The 17566-nt window shown below is 61.2% G+C and carries 19 protein-coding genes; 14 read left to right on the plus strand and 5 right to left on the minus strand.

The window, feature by feature from the left end:
* The first annotated feature begins 32 nt into the window (after nucleotides 1-32).
* The 3 genes from FHX03_RS22095 to hisC all read left to right on the plus strand — a co-directional run bounded on the left by FHX03_RS22095 (nucleotide 33) and on the right by hisC (nucleotide 3651).
* A complete protein-coding gene (locus FHX03_RS22095) occupies nucleotides 33-1226 on the plus strand; it encodes an MFS transporter (RefSeq protein ID WP_183855464.1) in 1194 nt (397 codons plus the stop codon).
* Nucleotides 1227-1322: 96 nt separating this feature from the next.
* A complete protein-coding gene (ispG, locus tag FHX03_RS22100; RefSeq protein WP_183855468.1) occupies nucleotides 1323-2573 on the plus strand; it encodes a flavodoxin-dependent (E)-4-hydroxy-3-methylbut-2-enyl-diphosphate synthase in 1251 nt (416 codons plus the stop codon).
* A 16-nt stretch (nucleotides 2574-2589) separates the two neighbouring features.
* Nucleotides 2590-3651, plus strand: coding sequence for a histidinol-phosphate transaminase (gene hisC / locus FHX03_RS22105; protein WP_183855470.1), 1062 nt, complete (start codon nucleotides 2590-2592; stop codon nucleotides 3649-3651).
* Nucleotides 3652-3659: 8 nt separating this feature from the next.
* Here hisC and FHX03_RS22110 read toward each other — a convergent pair whose 3' ends face one another.
* A complete protein-coding gene (locus tag FHX03_RS22110) occupies nucleotides 3660-4574 on the minus strand; it encodes a polyprenyl synthetase family protein (RefSeq protein WP_097625017.1) in 915 nt (304 codons plus the stop codon).
* Between the two features lie 134 nt (nucleotides 4575-4708).
* On the opposite strand from FHX03_RS22110, the gene mtgA reads away from it, so the two are divergent.
* From mtgA to FHX03_RS22135, 5 genes are all read left to right on the plus strand, one after another.
* The gene (gene mtgA / locus FHX03_RS22115) at nucleotides 4709-5446 is read left to right on the plus strand and encodes a monofunctional biosynthetic peptidoglycan transglycosylase (RefSeq protein ID WP_183778468.1); all 738 of its coding nucleotides are present in this window, start codon (nucleotides 4709-4711) and stop codon (nucleotides 5444-5446) included.
* 95 nt (nucleotides 5447-5541) lie between these two features.
* On the plus strand, nucleotides 5542-6264 hold the full coding sequence (locus tag FHX03_RS22120) for a DUF1868 domain-containing protein (protein ID WP_183778466.1): 723 nt from the start codon (nucleotides 5542-5544) through the stop codon (nucleotides 6262-6264).
* Nucleotides 6265-6277: 13 nt separating this feature from the next.
* Nucleotides 6278-6925 (plus strand): glutathione S-transferase family protein, encoded by a 648-nt coding sequence (locus FHX03_RS22125; RefSeq protein WP_183855472.1) that lies wholly within the window; start codon nucleotides 6278-6280, stop codon nucleotides 6923-6925.
* Nucleotides 6926-7080: 155 nt separating this feature from the next.
* Complete coding sequence (gene rpmF / locus FHX03_RS22130; RefSeq protein WP_003543812.1) at nucleotides 7081-7266, plus strand: 50S ribosomal protein L32; 186 nt, start codon at nucleotides 7081-7083, stop codon at nucleotides 7264-7266.
* 143 nt (nucleotides 7267-7409) lie between these two features.
* Entirely contained in the window at nucleotides 7410-7817 is a 408-nt protein-coding gene (locus FHX03_RS22135; RefSeq protein ID WP_003589652.1) for a hypothetical protein, read from the plus strand.
* On the opposite strand, the gene phaR is transcribed toward FHX03_RS22135, so the two are convergent.
* Nucleotides 7812-8384, minus strand: a complete 573-nt coding sequence (gene phaR / locus FHX03_RS22140; protein ID WP_003583046.1) for a polyhydroxyalkanoate synthesis repressor PhaR — start codon at nucleotides 8382-8384, stop codon at nucleotides 7812-7814. The two genes, FHX03_RS22135 and phaR, sit on opposite strands and share 6 nt — an antisense overlap.
* A gap of 238 nt (nucleotides 8385-8622) precedes the next feature.
* On the opposite strand from phaR, the gene FHX03_RS22145 reads away from it, so the two are divergent.
* Both FHX03_RS22145 and FHX03_RS22150 read left to right on the plus strand, forming a co-directional pair.
* A complete protein-coding gene (locus FHX03_RS22145; RefSeq protein WP_097625013.1) occupies nucleotides 8623-9804 on the plus strand; it encodes an acetyl-CoA C-acetyltransferase in 1182 nt (393 codons plus the stop codon).
* 69 nt (nucleotides 9805-9873) lie between these two features.
* Nucleotides 9874-10599, plus strand: a complete 726-nt coding sequence (locus FHX03_RS22150; RefSeq protein ID WP_012559314.1) for a beta-ketoacyl-ACP reductase — start codon at nucleotides 9874-9876, stop codon at nucleotides 10597-10599.
* 91 nt (nucleotides 10600-10690) lie between these two features.
* Here the strand turns inward: FHX03_RS22150 and FHX03_RS22155 are convergent, their stop codons facing one another.
* The 3 genes from FHX03_RS22155 to FHX03_RS22165 form a co-directional block, all read right to left on the minus strand.
* Entirely contained in the window at nucleotides 10691-10849 is a 159-nt protein-coding gene (locus tag FHX03_RS22155) for a hypothetical protein (RefSeq protein WP_165503890.1), read from the minus strand.
* A 194-nt stretch (nucleotides 10850-11043) separates the two neighbouring features.
* Nucleotides 11044-11304 carry a YMGG-like glycine zipper-containing protein gene (locus FHX03_RS22160; RefSeq protein WP_003543792.1) on the minus strand — a complete coding sequence of 87 codons (261 nt, stop codon included), beginning with the start codon at nucleotides 11302-11304 and terminating at the stop codon, nucleotides 11044-11046.
* A gap of 27 nt (nucleotides 11305-11331) precedes the next feature.
* Complete coding sequence (locus FHX03_RS22165; RefSeq protein ID WP_003543790.1) at nucleotides 11332-11487, minus strand: DUF3309 family protein; 156 nt, start codon at nucleotides 11485-11487, stop codon at nucleotides 11332-11334.
* 794 nt (nucleotides 11488-12281) lie between these two features.
* Between FHX03_RS22165 and FHX03_RS22170 the strand changes: the two genes are divergently transcribed.
* The 4 genes from FHX03_RS22170 (at nucleotide 12282) to FHX03_RS22185 (ending at nucleotide 17413) form a co-directional block, all read left to right on the plus strand.
* Entirely contained in the window at nucleotides 12282-15506 is a 3225-nt protein-coding gene (locus tag FHX03_RS22170; protein ID WP_183855474.1) for a helicase-related protein, read from the plus strand.
* Nucleotides 15507-15508: 2 nt separating this feature from the next.
* Nucleotides 15509-15913 (plus strand): RNA-binding S4 domain-containing protein, encoded by a 405-nt coding sequence (locus FHX03_RS22175; protein ID WP_097625012.1) that lies wholly within the window; start codon nucleotides 15509-15511, stop codon nucleotides 15911-15913.
* A gap of 193 nt (nucleotides 15914-16106) precedes the next feature.
* Complete coding sequence (fdxA, locus tag FHX03_RS22180) at nucleotides 16107-16445, plus strand: ferredoxin FdxA (RefSeq protein WP_007632346.1); 339 nt, start codon at nucleotides 16107-16109, stop codon at nucleotides 16443-16445.
* 395 nt (nucleotides 16446-16840) lie between these two features.
* Nucleotides 16841-17413 (plus strand): CarD family transcriptional regulator, encoded by a 573-nt coding sequence (locus FHX03_RS22185; RefSeq protein WP_003543775.1) that lies wholly within the window; start codon nucleotides 16841-16843, stop codon nucleotides 17411-17413.
* Nucleotides 17414-17566: the final 153 nt, after the last annotated feature.

Genomic DNA, 17566 nt, shown 5'->3' on the forward strand with positions numbered 1-17566 from the left:
GTGCAAGCCCGGCAATGAGGAAAGACCGAGAAATGGACAGTCATGTGAATGCGCCGCCGGCAGCTCGAAGCGGCTTCATCACCAGAAGCAGGGCGGCGGTTTCCCTGCTCTTTCTCATGAACGGCTTCGTCGTCGGCTGCTGGGCGCCGAAGATCCCGGATTTTGCCGAGCGGTTGGCGCTCTCCAAGTTCGAACTCGGGCTGATGATCCTTGTCTTCGGCGTCGGCTCGCTGGTGATGATGCCGATCGCCGGGGCGCAGATTGCCAAACACGGCTCGCGTATCGTCGTTCAGCTGCTGGCTGTCTGCGTGCTGCCGCTGCTCCTGGCATTGACGCTCGCGCCGAATGTGATCACCGGGGCAATCTCGCTCTTCCTGTTCGGCGGTTTTATCGGCGCCATGGATGTGGCGATGAATGCCAATGCCGTGTCGGTCGAAAAATCCATGCGTCGCTCCATCATGTCGTCCTGCCACGCTTTCTGGAGCCTCGGCGGGCTGATCGGCTCGGGTCTCGGCGGCATCGTGATCTCCAAGATGGGCATTCTCGGCCATGCCGAACTGGCGACGGTGCTGGCGGCGATCTTTCTCGCGATCGCCTGGCCAATGATCCTGGCCGATCCGCCGCATCCCGATGCCAAGAAGGAAAAGACCAGGCTGCCGATGGTGCCGCTGCCGTGGCTGCTCGGATTGATGGCCTTGTTCTCCATGGTGCCGGAAGGCGCGGTTCTGGACTGGGGCGCGCTCTATCTCCGCCAGGAAATGGATGCCTCCGTGGCGCTCTCCGGCCTTGGTTTTGCAGCCTTTTCGGCGACGATGGCAATCATGCGCTTTGCCGGCGACCTGGTGCGCGACCGTCTGGGCGGCGTCAAAACGCTGCGGATCTGCACCGTGTTTGCCATCGTCGGCATGCTGCTTGCAGGTCTGGCGCCGAATGCGGAGATTGCCATTCTGGGCTTTGCCTTTTGCGGCATCGGCATCTCCAACATGGTGCCGATCGCCTTCTCGGCGGCGGGCAACATTCCCGGCCTCAAGCCCGGCATCGGCATCTCGGTCGTCACGACCATGGGCTATTCCGGCATGCTGGTTGCGCCGTCCTTGATCGGCTTCGTCGCCGAGCATGTCGGCTTTGCGGCGGTCTTCATGGCGCTGCCGGTACTCCTGCTCGTCGTTCTGCTGTTCTCCAAACTAGCCCGTTATGCCGACGGAGTCTCCGGCGGCGGCCATTAAGCCGCCTCCCAACAAAAGTGATATCAGGAGCGGTTGACAAGAAAGCAGTCATGATCCACCTGAAAGGCACTGTTTTCAGGGGTCCAGGAACTCTTAATGTCTCCAATTGCCGATTTTGATCCGAAACCGCGCCGCGCATCCGTTGCCGTCGATGTCGGCGGCGTCATCGTTGGCGGCGGGGCGCCGGTCGTCGTGCAATCGATGACGAACACCGATACGGCCGATATCGATTCGACCGTCGCGCAGGTCGCCGCACTCCACCGGGCTGGCTCGGAGCTGGTGCGCATCACCGTCGACCGAGACGAAAGTGCGGCCGCCGTGCCGAAGATCCGCGAGCGGCTGTTGCGGCTCGGCATGGACGTGCCATTGATCGGCGACTTCCACTATATCGGCCATAAACTGCTTGCCGATCATCCTGATTGTGCCGCAGCGCTGGCGAAATACCGCATCAACCCCGGCAATGTCGGCTTCAAGGACAAGAAGGACAAGCAGTTCGCCGAGATCATCGAGATGGCGATCCGCTATGACAAGCCGGTGCGCATCGGCGTCAACTGGGGTTCGCTCGATCAGGATCTCCTGACGGCGCTGATGGATGAGAATGCCGCAGCCGGCTCGCCGTTTTCGGCCCGGCAGGTGACGCGCGAGGCGATCGTGCAATCGGCGCTGCTTTCGGCGGCCCTTGCCGAAGAGATCGGCTTGCCGCGCAACCGCATCATCCTGTCGGCCAAGGTCAGCCAGGTCCAGGACCTGATCGCCGTCAATTCCATGCTCGCCGAGCGTTCCAATCACGCGCTGCATCTCGGCCTGACCGAAGCCGGCATGGGCACCAAGGGCATCGTCGCTTCGTCGGCGGCGATGGGCTTCGTGCTGCAGCAGGGCACCGGCGATACGATCCGCGTGTCGCTGACACCGGAGCCGAACGGCGACCGCACGCGCGAAGTTCAGGTGGCGCAGGAAATCCTGCAGGTCATGGGCTTCCGCCAGTTCGTGCCCGTCGTTGCCGCCTGTCCCGGCTGCGGACGCACGACGTCGACGGTGTTCCAGGAGCTTGCTCAGAACATCCAGAACGACATCCGCAAGAACATGCCGGTCTGGCGCGAGAAATATCCGGGCGTCGAGGCGCTGAACGTTGCCGTCATGGGCTGCATCGTCAACGGACCGGGCGAAAGCAAACATGCCGATATCGGCATTTCGCTTCCCGGCACCGGCGAGACTCCGGCAGCCCCCGTCTTTATCGACGGCCGGAAGGCGCTGACGTTGCGCGGTCCCAATATCGCCGCCGACTTCGAGGCGCTCGTCGTCGACTATATCGAGAAGCGTTTCGGCCAGCGGACGGCGGCGGAATGAAGGTCGGCGAATTCGCATGAGCCGCTACTGGTCGCCCATCGTCAGCACGCTCCGACCCTACGTCGCCGGGGAGCAGCCCCGCATTCCCGGTCTGGTCAAGCTCAACACCAACGAGAACCCCTACGGGCCGTCCCCGAAGGCGATCGAAGCGATCGGCCAAGCGGCGGATGATCGTTTGCGGCTCTATCCCGATCCGGCGGCGACGGAATTGCGCGAGACGATCGCTGCCCGTCACGGCCTGACGGCGGATGAGGTCTTCGTCGGCAACGGCTCCGACGAGGTCCTTGCGCATACGTTTCAGGCGCTGCTGAAACATGAGCTGCCGCTTCTCTATCCCGATGTGAGCTACAGCTTCTATCCGACTTATAGCCTGCTATACGACATCGAAGCGATCGAAGTGCCGGTCGATGACAAGTTCCAGGTCCGGCTTGCGGATTACGACAGGCCGTGCGGTGCGATCATCATACCCAATCCGAATGCGCCGACCGGCATCGGCCTGCCGCTTGCCGACATAGAGGCGCTTGTCGCCGCCCATCCGGATGCGGTCGTGGTGATCGACGAGGCTTATGTCGATTTCGGCGGTGACAGCGCCATTCCGCTCATTTCCAAATATCCCAACCTGCTTGTCGTTCAGACCCTGTCGAAATCCCGCTCGTTTGCGGGCCTGCGAGTCGGCTTCGCGCTCGGACAGCGGGACCTGATCGAGGCGCTGGTGCGCGTCAAGGACAGCTTCAATTCCTATCCGCTCGATCGCCTGGCGCAGGTTGCCGCAACGGCAGCGATCAAGGACGAGGCGTGGTTCGAGACATGTCGGAGGAAGCTGATCGCCAGCCGGAACGGTCTCGTCCGGGACCTCGAAGCGTTGGAATTCGAAGTGCTGCCGTCTCAGGCGAATTTCGTTTTCGCAAGGCATGAAAGCCGGTCGGGTGCTGCGCTTCAAGCGGCTCTGCGGGAGCGTGGCGTTCTCGTCCGGCATTTCGCCAAGCCGCGCATTTCGGATTTCCTGCGCATCAGCATCGGCACGGACGAGGAATGCGCGCGTCTGGTTTCCGCCCTCAAGGAAATACTGGCAGCCTGAGTGACGCTTCAGCTCTTCCGGTCGGCGATGAAATGTGCCGCGGCGATCAGCGTCGAGGCGCGGGCGCCGTAGGGGGCAAGCAGCGCCTCGGCATCGCGGACATGCTGGCGGAGCTGCTCCTCGGCCCATTCGATGCCATGCAGCGCCACGAGCGTTCCCTTGCCGCGGGCCGCATCCTTGCCGGTCGCCTTGCCCATGGTCGCGGCATCAGAGGTCAGGTCGAGAATGTCGTCGGCGAGCTGAAAGGCAAGGCCGATCTTTTCGCCGAAAGCACGCAGGCGGCGACGATCTTCCGGCGGACTCGCCGCGATGAGGGCGCCGGCTTCGCAGGCGAAGCGGATCAGCGCGCCGGTTTTCATCGCCTGCAGGCGGATGATGCCGGCCTCGTCAGGGGCTTGTTTTTCCGCCGCGAGATCGAGCGCCTGGCCGCCGGCCATGCCGCCGAGACCGGCGGCGCGGGCAAGCGCCAGCACCAGCGAGGCCTTGCTCGTATCGGCAAGCGTAGTTTCCGGCGCGGCGATGATATCGAAGGCGTAGGTCAGCAGGCTGTCGCCTGCGAGGATCGCGGTGGCTTCATCGAACTTAATATGAACAGTCGGTTTGCCGCGGCGGAGATCATCATCGTCCATGGCGGGCAGATCGTCATGCACCAGCGAATAACAGTGGACGCATTCGAGTGCGGCGCCGACGCGGCGTGCGGCCTCGGCATCACCGCCAAGAAGGGCGGCGCTTTCGACCACCAGGAACGGGCGCAGCCGCTTGCCGCCGTTCAGCACGGCATAGTGCATGGCGCTGCGCAGCGTCTCGGGCCTGGCGATTTCGTCGGAAAGGGCGTTCGGTAAAAGCAATGCATCGAGCAGCGCCTCGATCTCGCGGGCGTTGTTCTTCAGCCTCGTCTCGAAAGTGTCCCGGTTCGCATCCATGGGCGCTGTTTGGCATGAGCGCCCCCGGGCTTGCAACGGAATTGTCGATGGCGCGGCAAGATTCGCCACGCACTCTGGCATAAGCGGCCTACAGGCGTTATGAGAACGACAGGAGCGAAATCGGGTTGGGGACATTGGATATAGCGCCGGAGAGAGAGGACATCGCCGACATGCCGGCTCGCCGGCAATGGTTCGGAGACCGGCGCGTGTTGAAACGCATCGTGCTTGCCGTACTGGCGCTGGTGATCCTTCCTTACGCGCTGATCTTTTTCTACGTGCTGCCGTTCATTCACCCCGTCTCGACGCTGATGCTGCGCGATCTCGTACTGCTGCGCGGCTATGACCGCAGATGGGTGTCGCTTGATGAGATCGCCCCGGTTGTGGTGCAGTCGGTGATGATGTCCGAAGACGGGCAATATTGCTTTCACGGCGGTGTCGACTGGGCGGAAATGCGCATGCTGGTCGAAGATACGCTGAAGGGCCAGGCAACGCGCGGCGGCAGCACCATCCCGATGCAGACGGCGAAGAACCTCTTTCTCTGGAACAGCCGCTCCTTCGTGCGCAAGGCGATGGAGCTTCCGCTGGCCGTCTCCACGGATTTCGTCCTGTCGAAACGGCGGCTGATGGAAATCTATCTCAACATCGCCGAATGGGGTCCGGGCATTTACGGCATCGAGGCGGCGGCTCAGCATCATTTCAAGGTGCCGGCCTCGAAGCTGACACGGCGCCAGGCATCGCTGCTTGCGGTCTCGCTGCCGAACCCGATCGACCGCAATGCCGGCAAACCAGGCCGCGGCCTTCGCCGGCTTGCCGGCGTGATCGAGAGACGCGCACAGGGTTCCGGCGATTACATCAAATGCATCTATGAGTGAGAGCAGAACTTGTCATTGGTAGCCTCGAGCGTCATCTGACATTCTTGGTTCTGCCATATGGGCGGTGCAGTCCAAACAGAACCTTCGAGTCGCCCATGACCGCTACGATGTTTTCTCCCGAGCTTCTCCTCTATTCGAAGACGCACAATCCGAACCCGCCCGCCCATCTCGGCAGCCGTTATCGCAAGGTCGGCGGCTTTTTGCCTGAAGCCGGGAACACCATCGTCTGCCATGCCGAGAAAGGCTCGCGGACGCAGACGGTGCTAATCGAGGCGCGGGAGAAATATCTGGCGATGCCGGAGGCCCAGCAGTTCCTCTTCACGCCGATATCGAGCCTTCACATGACGCTTTTCGAAGGCGTCATCGAGACCAGGCGCCGGCAGGATTTCTGGCCGGGCGATCTTCCGCTCGAGACGCCGATCGACAACATGACCGAACTGATGGCGGCGCGGCTCGAAGGTTTTTCGATGGCCGACCCCTTCAATGTCGCCGTGGTCGAAGCGCGCCCGTCGGGCCTGCTCCTCGACGGAGCGACGGAGAACGACCGCAAGGTCATGCGCGCCTGGCGCCACGCGTTTGCCGATCTCCTCGGCTATCGCCAGCCGAACCATGAAGACTACAAGTTTCACATGACCTTCGCCTATGCGATCGAACGGCTGGAGGACGAAGCCTTGCCGCGCTGGCAGGCGATGCTCGATGACGTTGCCGAGGACATCCGCCGCAAGGCCCCTGTTTTCGAGCTGACGCTACCGGCATTCTGCGTTTTCGAGGACATGAACCATTTCCACGAATTGCTGATTTTCGATTTCGACGCCTGAACGGGAGAAGCCCATGGATAGACCGACGCTCTATATCGCCAACAAGAACTATTCCTCCTGGTCTTTCCGGCCGTGGATGGCACTGACGGGCCTCGGTATCGACTTCGAGGAGGTCCTGATCCCCTTCGACGACGCAGCCGGCAATCCCAATATCAAGGCCGTGTCTCCGACCGGGCGGGTGCCGCTTCTGCAGCATGGCGCGTTGAAGATCTGGGAATCGCTGGCGATCATCGAATATGCCGCCGAGCTGTATCCGGACGCCGGTCTTCTGCCTGCCGATCGCGCCCAGCGGGCGCTCGCCCGGTCGGTTTCGATGGAGATGCTCTCGAGCTTCCGGGCTCTGCGCAGCGCCTGCCCGATGAATATCCGCCGGCCGAAGGCGAGGATCGCGCTGCCGGATGGTGTCGATACCGATATCAGCCGAATCGAGACGATCTGGCGGGATCTCTTGCAGCAATCCGGCGGGCCGTTTCTCTTCGGCGCGTTCGGGGGCGTAGATGCGATGTTTGCGCCCGTCGTCAACCGGTTCGAGATCTATGATCTGGTCGACCGAAGCGATACACTTGCCTACATGCAGACCATGAAGGCGCATCCGGCTTGGCGCAAATGGGAAGAGGCGGCGCGCGCCGAGCCTTGGGTTGTGCCGGAAGACGAGGTCTGAGGTAGGAATCATCGGCGTGTCAAAAAATATGCATGGGGACTGGTCAAGGCCGCGCCTTGCATGTATAAGCGCGCAAAATTCCGAAATCGCGACATGTCCGTTTCGGCCGCCAGTCTGGCCGTGGGAATGTTTTGCCCGCAAGTGGAGTAAGAGAAATGGCTGTACCGAAGAGAAAAACAAGCCCGTCCAAGCGCGGTATGCGCCGTTCGGCTGATGCGCTGAAGGCTCCGACCTATGTCGAAGACAAGAACTCCGGCGAACTTCGCCGTCCGCATCACATCGACCTGAAGACCGGCATGTATCGCGGCCGCCAGGTTCTGACGCCGAAGGAAAGCGCATAATTTCCGATTCGGCTCGTCCAATCGAACGCTTAAAGGCCGGCGTCACGCCGGCCTTTTCATATTCGGCGATATAATATTTGCAATGACTTGCGGTGGGGCAATGCTTTGCGGCAGTATTCTTCCAGCCGCCAAGGAGATTGCCGATGATAGCTGCAATGCCGCTGATGATTATCCCGTTCGTTCTCTACAACCTGGCGATGCTCGGCCTGATGGGCGAGGGCGGTATTCCGGCGCTGCAGCATGACGTCATCGTGTTGTCGATGATATCAGGCGCGATCTGGAGCATGGCGCTCGGCGATCTTTTCATCGTCATCGCGCTCGTCGTGCTGTTCTTCGAAATCCTGAAAGCGACCAGAACGGGTCCCGGCAACCTCATCAACCACATATTGTCGATGCTGGTTTTCATCGCCTTCCTGGTCGAGTTTCTGCTCGTCCGAGATGCTGCAACGCAGGTCTTCTTCATTTTGATGACGATCGCTCTGATCGATGTGATTGGCGGGTTTGCCGTGTCGATCCGGAGCGCCGGACGGGATGTCTCGATCGGATTATAGGTTGTCGAGTTTGTTCTGAAGGGCGCGGAGCTGTTCCTTCAGCTCATCGATATCCTTGGCCTCGGCCTTGCGGCTTTCCTTGGCCGGCGGCGTCATGAAGGGCGAGAACATCTGCATCGCCTGCTGAAACAGCTCGGTGTTGCGGCGAACCTGGTCCTCGACCATCTGCATCGGCAGTTGCAGGTTCTTGCCGAGCGGCGTTTCACCGAAGGCCCGGTTTACCTGCTCGCGCATCTGGGATTGCTGTTCGCTGAAGGCGCGCATCGAATGTTCGAGAAAGCTCGGCACGACCATCTGCATCTGGTCTCCGTAATAGGTGATGAGCTGGCGCAGGAAGGAGATCGGGAGAAGCGTGTTGCCGGTCTTCGATTCCTGCTCGAAGATGATCTGGGTCAGCACCGAATGAGTGATGTCATCTCCGCTTTTTGCATCCTGGACGGTAAATTCTTCGCCCTTCTTCACCATCTCCGCCAGGTCTTCCAGCGTGACGTAGGTGCTGGTGCCTGTATTGTATAGGCGGCGATTGGCGTATTTCTTGATGACTATCTGACCCTCATGCTTCGCCATATCAGTCTCCTGGACCCCCGTCTGAATTATGGATATTCCTCCACTTCAGACTGTAAACGCAAAAGAAGGCCGGTGACAATCTCTTTGTGCGATGCGGCAAACCTTTCACAGAGCAGATGAATTCGGGCTTTCGCGTTCGTGCCGAAAAATGACCCCGGCCGGTCTTCGCGTTTGACTTGCGCTCCAAGCTTTGCCAGTTTCCTCTTATGTAAGTGAGACGAAAACGAGGAGCGTCCCCATGAGCAATTCATCCATCGTCATCGCCAGTGCAGGTCGAACGGCCGTCGGCTCGTTCAACGGCGCTTTCGCAACGGTTCCGGCGCATGAGCTCGGCGCGGCCGTCATCAAGGGTGCGCTCGCGCGCGCCGGCGTCGATGCCGGCGAAGTGGATGAGGTGATCCTCGGTCAGGTGCTCGCTGCAGGCGAGGGCCAGAACCCGGCGCGCCAGGCGGCGATCAAAGCCGGCATTCCGAAGGAGGCGACAGCCTGGGGCGTCAACCAGCTCTGCGGTTCGGGTCTGCGCGCCGTCGCGCTCGGCATGCAGCAGATCGCCACCGGCGACGCCAAGATCATCGTTGCCGGCGGCCAGGAATCCATGTCGATGGCACCGCATGCCATGCACTTGCGCGGCGGCGTCAAGATGGGCGACGCCAAGATGGTCGACACCATGATCAAGGACGGCCTGACCGATGCGTTCCACGGCTACCACATGGGCATCACCGCCGAGAATATCGCGCGTCAGTGGCAGCTTTCGCGTGACGAGCAGGATCAGTTCGCCGTCGCCTCGCAGAACAAGGCGGAGGCGGCGCAGAAGGCCGGCCGCTTTGCCGACGAGATCATCCCCTACATCATTCAGACGCGTAAGGGCGACGTTACGGTCGATGCCGACGAATATATCCGCCATGGCGCCACGCTGGAGGCGATGGGTAAGCTGCGCCCGGCCTTCGACAAGGAGGGCACGGTGACGGCAGCGAATGCTTCCGGCCTCAACGACGGCGCCGCTGCCGCGGTGCTGATGAGCGAAGCGGAGGCGGTCCGTCGCGGTATCCAGCCGCTCGCCCGCATCGTCTCTTGGGCGACCGCCGGCGTCGATCCTTCGATCATGGGCACCGGCCCGATCCCGGCGTCGCGCAAGGCGCTCGAAAAGGCCGGCTGGTCGGTCGGCGATCTCGATCTCGTCGAAGCCAACGAGGCTTTCGCGGCGCAGGCCTGCGCCGTCACCAAGGATCTCGGATGGGATCCTGCGATCGTCAACGTCAACGGCGGGGCGATCGCGATCGGCCATCCGATCGGCGCTTCCGGCGCGCGCGTTCTCAATACGCTGTTGTTCGAAATGAAGCGCCGCGGCGCCAAGAAGGGGCTGGCCACGCTTTGCATCGGTGGCGGCATGGGTGTCGCCATGTGCTTCGAAGCACTTTAAACAGCATACGATCCGTCATTGATTGAAAAATCCCGCCAGAGCGGGGCGAAAACAAAAGGGGAGCGGAACATGAGCAGAGTGGCTGTGGTCACCGGGGGTACGCGCGGCATTGGTGCGGCCATATCCGTGGCGCTGAAAAACGCCGGATACAGGGTTGCCGCCAATTATGCCGGCAACGACGAGAAGGCCAAAGCCTTCCACGACGCCACCGGCGTGCCGGTGTTCAAATGGGATGTTTCGGATTACGCCGCCTGCGGCGAGGGGATCGCCCGGATCGAAAGCGAGATCGGGCCGGTGGAAGTGCTCGTCAACAATGCCGGCATCACCCGCGACGCGATGTTCCACAAGATGACGCCGCAGCAGTGGCACGAGGTGATCAATACCAACCTCACCGGCCTGTTCAACATGACGCATCAGGTCTGGACCGGCATGCGTGACCGCAGCTTCGGCCGCATCGTCAATATTTCGTCGATCAACGGCCAGAAGGGGCAGATGGGTCAGGCGAACTATTCGGCGGCCAAAGCCGGCGATCTCGGCTTCACCAAGGCGCTGGCCCAGGAAGGGGCGGCCAAGAACATCACCGTCAATGCCATCTGCCCCGGTTACATCGGAACCGAGATGGTGCTCGCCGTGCCGGAGAAGGTGCTGAACGAACGTATCATTCCGCAGATTCCCGTCGGGCGTCTCGGCGAGCCTGAGGAAATTGCGCGCTGCGTTACCTTCCTCGCCTCCGACGATGCCGGCTTCATCACCGGCTCGACGCTGACCGCCAATGGCGGGCAGTTCTTCGTCTAACCGGCCCCGGAAATCGGAATCGACTTGAAAGCGATAGCGCGTCTTGCCGGACGCGCTATCGCTCTTTGTATGGATGCCCGCCGTGCGGACATCAGGAACGGCCGCCGGTGTTTTGGTGACGCCGTGGCGGAATCTTGACCGGCACGCGCTGCGGCGAGCGATCCTGGCCGCGAAGAGCTGAAATCGCGCTTGTGAGGAAAGCCAAGGCGATGAGAATGGCGACAGCGGAATTCAGGAAAATCTGACCCATGGAAGCGTTCCTTTCAGATGCGCCGGGCGGATTCGCCTGCCCACTGCGCTCATGAAGGAAATGTGCGCCTGCCTGATGGAGGTCGGTAGGTTTGGCTTTGGCGACCGATCGTCAACGCCGCGTTGACGGAGGCGGCCATCAAAGAAAAACGGGCGCCGAAGCGCCCGTTGGGAAGTCCGATATGCTTTTGCCGATCAGTAGCGGCAACGGGCCTCGTAGCGGCGGCCGTAGCGGTCGCGATAGACGCAGTAGCCGCGGCGTTCGACCGACTGGCCGATGAGAGCGCCGGTCAGACCGCCGGCAACGGCGCCGACGGCGGCACCACCCCAGCTGTTGGTCACGGCACCGCCGATGACCGCGCCGGTGCCGGCGCCGATCGCCGTTCCCTGCTCGGTCGCTGTGCAGGATGCCAGGGCGCCGACGAGCGCACCAATAAGAACAATCTTCTTCATCATGTCGTAACTCCCCAGGTTTGTTGGCCTTTAGATGCGGCCCATGAGTACAAGGATAATGATAATCACGAGAACTAGCCCCAAACCGCCAGAAGGTCCATAGCCCCAGCCACGGCTATAACCCCAATTCGGCAAGGCTCCGATCAAGAGCAGAATGAGGATAACAAGAAGTATTGTGCCAAGCATGGTGTGTTTCCTTCATTTCATCCGCAATTTGAATGGACCAGAAACACGCATTGGCGATTTTTGTTCCCGGTTAAGCCAGGAAATGTGACGCGCTCGGACCCCCGCCCTATCGAAAACCTGCCAGCATGGTTAAAAAGGCGTTTAAATACAACATGTTGCGGTGAACAAAGCGAGAAGGTCCCGATGTCGCCGATTCGTCAGCGATTCGTTCCGTATTTGATCGGCGCGCCGCCGGCGACCATCGCGGCTTAACGGGATATGAATCCGGCTTCCGAAAGATTAATGCCGATGGACAAGGCGGAACGGGGACGCCGATCGGCGATACGCATATAGCGCATGGACCGAGTTTCGCCACCAGATGTGGCCGTGAACGAAAGGCGAAAACGATGCGGTCAGCGATTCGTCGCCGATTCGTTCCGGCTTTGGTCGAGAGGTTAATTTCAGGCGCAATTTTTGATTGTTCGCCACTGGCCGGATTCGCCGATTGCGGCGACGAAAATGCCAAGCGGAGGGAGTCAGACGATTCAGCATCTAGTGGGAAAAAGTGATTCAAAATCAATACTTAGCCGTGAACAAAAGCTGAATCATCGGGAGTCAGCGATTCGTCGCTGATTCGTTCTCACGCTGTTCCGAATCGCAAATACCGGCGGTCCGCGTGACTCGCGTAGGTCGTAATCCCGGCAGCATTTTAAAATCTGCCCTTGCGTTTGCGGCGGCGGCTGTCCATGTGTTCTCTGGCTTCCGTCGCGGAAGCACTGTTTTCCTGGGGGCTGCCCGCCTCATTTGCATGGACCATGACTCTGACTTCGCAGCCGATGATTCTGAGCGGGCGCGGTGTGACCGCGGTGCTTGGGCCGACCAATACCGGTAAGACCCATTATGCCATCGAGCGCATGGTCGCTCACGGGACCGGCGTGATCGGCCTGCCGCTCAGGCTGCTGGCGCGTGAGGTCTATACGCGGGTGGTTGAGAAGGTCGGCGCGCAGAATGTGGCGCTGGTCACCGGCGAGGAAAAGATTTCGCCGCCCAATGCGCGCTTTTCGGTCTGCACCGTCGAGGCGATGCCGCGTGAGACCAAGGCCGCCTTCGTCGCAATCGACGAGGTGCAGCTCGCCGGCGATCTCGAGCGCGGCCATATCTTCACCGACCGCATCCTGCATCTTCGCGGCCGCGAGGAAACGCTGCTGCTCGGCGCGGCAACGATGCAGCCGATCCTGCAGCAGCTCCTGCCCGGCATCACGATCGTCGAGCGGCCGCGGCTTTCGCATCTTTTCTATGCCGGGCAGAAGAAGATCACCCGGCTGCCGCAGCGCTCGGCCATCGTCGCCTTCTCGGCCGACGAGGTCTATGCGATCGCCGAACTCATCCGCCGGCAGCGCGGCGGCGCGGCTGTCGTGCTCGGCGCGCTCAGCCCGCGCACCCGCAATGCGCAGGTGGCGCTTTATCAGGCGGGCGATGTCGAATATCTGGTGGCGACCGATGCGATCGGCATGGGCCTCAACCTCGATGTCGATCACGTCGCCTTCGCCCAGGACCGGAAGTTCGACGGCTACCAGTTTCGCAATCTCAATCCGGGCGAACTCGGCCAGATCGCCGGACGCGCCGGGCGGCACGTTCGCGACGGTACCTTCGGCGTCACCGGACAGGTTTCGCCCCTGGACGAGGAGCTGGTACAGCGCATCGAAGGGCATGAATTCGACAATGTCAAGGTTTTGCAGTGGCGCACCACCGAGATGGACTTCTCCTCGATCCAAGCGCTGCGCGCCAGCCTCGAGGCGGGACCGCGCGTAGCGGGGTTGACGCGGGCGCTGCCTGCGGTCGACCAGCAGGCGCTGGAACAGCTTTCACGTTATCCCGAGGTGATCAACCTTGCCGACAGGCCGGCCCGGGTCGAAAAACTCTGGGAGGCTTGCGCGCTTCCCGACTATCGGCGTATCACCCCGGCACAACATGCCGATCTTATCTCGACCCTCTTTTCCGATCTCGTGCGCTATGGCACGGTGAACGAGCAGTTTCTCGCGGAACAGGTTCATCGTTCCGATCGGACAGATGGGGAAATTGACACGCTTTCGGCGCGAATCGCGCAGATAAGAACCTGGACCTATGTTTCGAATCGGCCTGGTTGGCTTGCCGATCCGACACACTGGCAGGAAAAGACGCGGGAAATCGAAGATCGATTGTCCGACGCGTTACATGAAAGGTTGACGAAACGCTTTGTTGATCGCAGGACATCTGTGCTCATGAAGCGCCTGAGAGAGAATGCGATGCTGGAAGCTGAAATCAGTGTGAATGGCGATGTCTTCGTTGAAGGACATCATGTAGGGCAATTGAGCGGATTCCGCTTCACGCCGGTGGCGGGAACGGACGGACCGGATGCCAAGGCGGTTCAGGCTGCGTCGCAGAAAGCGCTCGCGCTCGAATTCGAGGCCCGTGCGGCTCGAATCCATGCCGCTGGCAACAGTGACCTGGCGATCGGTTCGGATGGCCTGATCCGTTGGATCGGCGACCCGGTGGCGCGGCTTTCGGGCAGCGATCACATCATGCGTCCGCGGGTGCTTCTGCTGGCCGACGAGCAGTTGACGGGCAATGCCCGCGATCATGTCGCCGCCCGTGTCGAACGCTTCGTCAATCATCATATCAGCACGGTGCTGAAGCCGCTCGATGATCTGTCGCGCGCCGAGGACCTGCAGGGTCTGGCAAAGGGGCTCGCGTTCCAGCTCGTCGAAAACCTCGGCGTGCTGTTCCGCCGTGACGTGACCGAGGAGGTCAAGTCGCTCGATCAGGAGGCCCGCGCCTCGATGCGCCGCTACGGCGTGCGTTTCGGCGCTTACCATATTTTCGTTCCGGCACTTCTGAAGCCGGCGCCGGCCGAGCTCATCACGCTGCTCTGGGCGCTGAAGAACGACGGTTTGGACAAGCCGGGCTACGGCGATCTCATTCCGGTGCTTGCCGCCGGCCGCACCTCGGTCGTCACCGACCCAAGTTTCGAGCGGATGTTCTATAAGCTCGCCGGCTTCCGCTTCCTCGGCAAGCGTGCCGTGCGCATCGACATCCTCGAGCGGCTTGCCGATATCATCCGGCCGCTGCTGCAGTGGAAGCCCGGTCAGAGCAACCGGCCGGAGGGCGCCTATGACGGCCGCCGCTTCACGACGACGACGGCGATGCTGTCGATCCTCGGGGCGACGCTCGAGGACATGGAAGAAATCCTCAAGGGTCTCGGCTATCGCGCCGATGCGGTGAAGGCGGAAGAGGCATCGGCACATCTTGCGACGCAGGATGCGGCCTCAGTGCCGGCAACGGCCGCGGAAACGCCTGCCGACGATACAGCTGAAAAGGCCGATCACGACGATGCCGACGGCGCGACGGAAGAAACTGCCGCCGAGCCATCTGTGGCCGAGGCAGCTTCTGCTGATGTCGACACGCCGGTGGCGGAAACGGTGAAAACCGCGGCTCCTGATGAAGCGGTCGAGACATCTGCTCCTGATGAAGCTTCCGCGCCTGAGGAAGCGGTGTCCGCTTCCGAGGAAACCGGCGAGCCGGTGGAACCGAAGCCGGTTCTTCTGTGGCGTCTCGGCGGCCGCAACGACAATCAGCGCCAGGCGCGCGGCGGGCATGGCGAACGCCGTGGCGGCCAGGGCCAGGAGCGGGGCCAGAACCAGGAACGCGGCGACCGCAATCGCCGGCCGGGTGGTGGTGAAGGCGGCGATGGCAATCGCGGCGGCGAAGGCCGCGACAATAATCGTCACAACCGCGGCAAGGACGGCGGCAACCGCGATGGCGGCCGGCCGCAGCAGCCTAGAGGCGACCGCAACAACCAGCCACGGGGCGACCAGCCACGCGGTGACCGGCAGGACCGCAAGGATCGCGGCGAGCGAAATGACCGCAACGATCGCAACAACAACCGCGGCGGTTCGCAGCCGCTGCGCTTCGAAGCCAAGCCGCCGCGCAAGGAGAAGCCGATCGATCCGGATTCGCCTTTCGCCAAGCTCGCGGCTCTCAAGGAGCAGATGAAGAAGTAATCATGAGCGGGGAGACACAGCCGACAAGCGGTTCGCGCCAGCGCATCGACAAGTGGCTGTTCTTCGCGCGTATGGTGAAGTCGCGCTCGCTGGCGCAGAGCCATATCCAGTCGGGCCATGTGCGTATCAACGGCGAGCGCTGCAATCATCCGAGCCAGATGGTCAAGCCGGGCGACCGTATCGAGCTGACGCTGGAGCGGCGCGACGTCGTTCTCGTCATGCGACTCGCCGGCGAGCGGCGGGGGCCTTACGAGGAGGCCCGCCTGCTCTACGAGGACCTGTCGCCGCCGCCGGATGAGGCAAAACGCCTCAGCCCCTACGAGCAGGCGATCCGGGCGACCGGCACCGGCCGGCCGACCAAAAAGGAACGACGCGCAATCGACAGGCTGATGTCGGACGAGGATTAGAAAACTCTGCCCGCGGTGGCGGCTTTTGCAGATCGTTTATCCTTGAAATCCGGCGTTAAAGCCGATACGTCACTGACAACCTGCCGGAAGCGTGCTTGCCTCCCAAGCCTGCCCACGCTTTTCCTCCGGCACGGGGATAGGCGCGACGTTCCAGGTTGCCCGGCCCCATCAGCATGGAATCCTGGAGTTCTTCATGACCTACGTCGTGACCGACAATTGCATCAAGTGCAAATACACCGATTGCGTGGAAGTCTGCCCCGTCGACTGCTTCTACGAGGGCGAGAATTTCCTCGTCATCCACCCCGACGAATGCATCGATTGCGGCGTCTGCGAACCTGAATGTCCCGCCGAGGCGATCAAGCCGGATACCGAGCCGGGCCTCGACAAATGGCTGAAGATCAACACCGAATATGCCACCATCTGGCCGAATATCACGGTCAAGAAGGAGCCGTTGCCGGAGGCCAAGGAGATGGATGGCGAGACCGGAAAGTTCGAGAAGTATTTCTCGGAAAAACCCGGTTCCGGCGATTGAGACGGCGGCCATAATAGGCCGCCGGATTGAGGCGGCTGTGGGGTAAAACGTTTTAAAAGCTGCGTGAGGAATATGGGTGACATGTGTTGCCCGCATGACTCAAGCGAAGCAAATTATTGATTTCCTCATATTTTTATGATAGGTTTCGTCTACTGTTCCATTTGTGGCATGACGCATGCCCAAAACCATCACGAAAGCAAAACCAAATCCGTACGCGGTTTCCGTGACATATCAACGCTTTGAGCGCCGGGTCCCAAGATCGTGCGCAAGAAGTTCTTTGCTTTTGCCCGATGGGACCAGAGTGAAGTCACCCGACGGATTCTACCGTCTCACCCGGGCCTGACTGACCCGGCTCCGGCCGCCGCCGGAAGCGTAACAGGGAGTTTTTGAATAGAATGACGACTCAGCAGAAAAAGCCTTCCACAGCACGCCATGGCTTCAAGACCGGTGAATCGATCGTCTACCCCGCTCACGGCGTCGGTACCATCACCGCTATTGAAGAGCAAGAAGTTGCCGGCATGAAGCTCGAACTTTTCGTTATCGATTTCGAAAAGGACAAGATGCGCCTGAAGGTTCCGGTCGCGAAGGCGATGAGCATCGGCATGCGCAAGCTTTCGGAAACGGATTTCGTCGAGCGTGCATTGAAGGTCGTGCAGGGCAAGGCCCGCGTCAAGCGCACTATGTGGTCCCGCCGCGCCCAGGAATATGATGCCAAGATCAATTCCGGCGACCTGATTTCCATCGCTGAAGTCGTGCGCGATCTCTATCGTGCCGAAAACCAACCTGAACAGTCCTATTCCGAGCGCCAGCTTTATGAGGCTGCACTCGACCGCATGGCACGCGAAATCGCCGCCGTCAACAAGATGTCGGAAACCGAAGCCGTCCGCCTCGTCGAGACCAATCTCAACAAGGGTCCGAAGCGCGGCAAGGCGATCGAAGAAGACGATTCGCAGGACGAAGCCGCTTAAGGCGACCCTGTTTTTCTTTGTCAAAAAACCCGGCGCAAGCCGGGTTTTTTATTGGAACTTTTTCACGGCTGCCGCGTTTAACACACGTAATTGCGGACTGCTCGCCGGGCAATGTGCCTCGACGGGCGAACTGCTATTCCGTCAATGTTCGAT

It is taken from the genome of Rhizobium sp. BK456, assembly GCF_014194045.1.
GTDB lineage: Bacteria > Pseudomonadota > Alphaproteobacteria > Rhizobiales > Rhizobiaceae > Rhizobium > Rhizobium redzepovicii.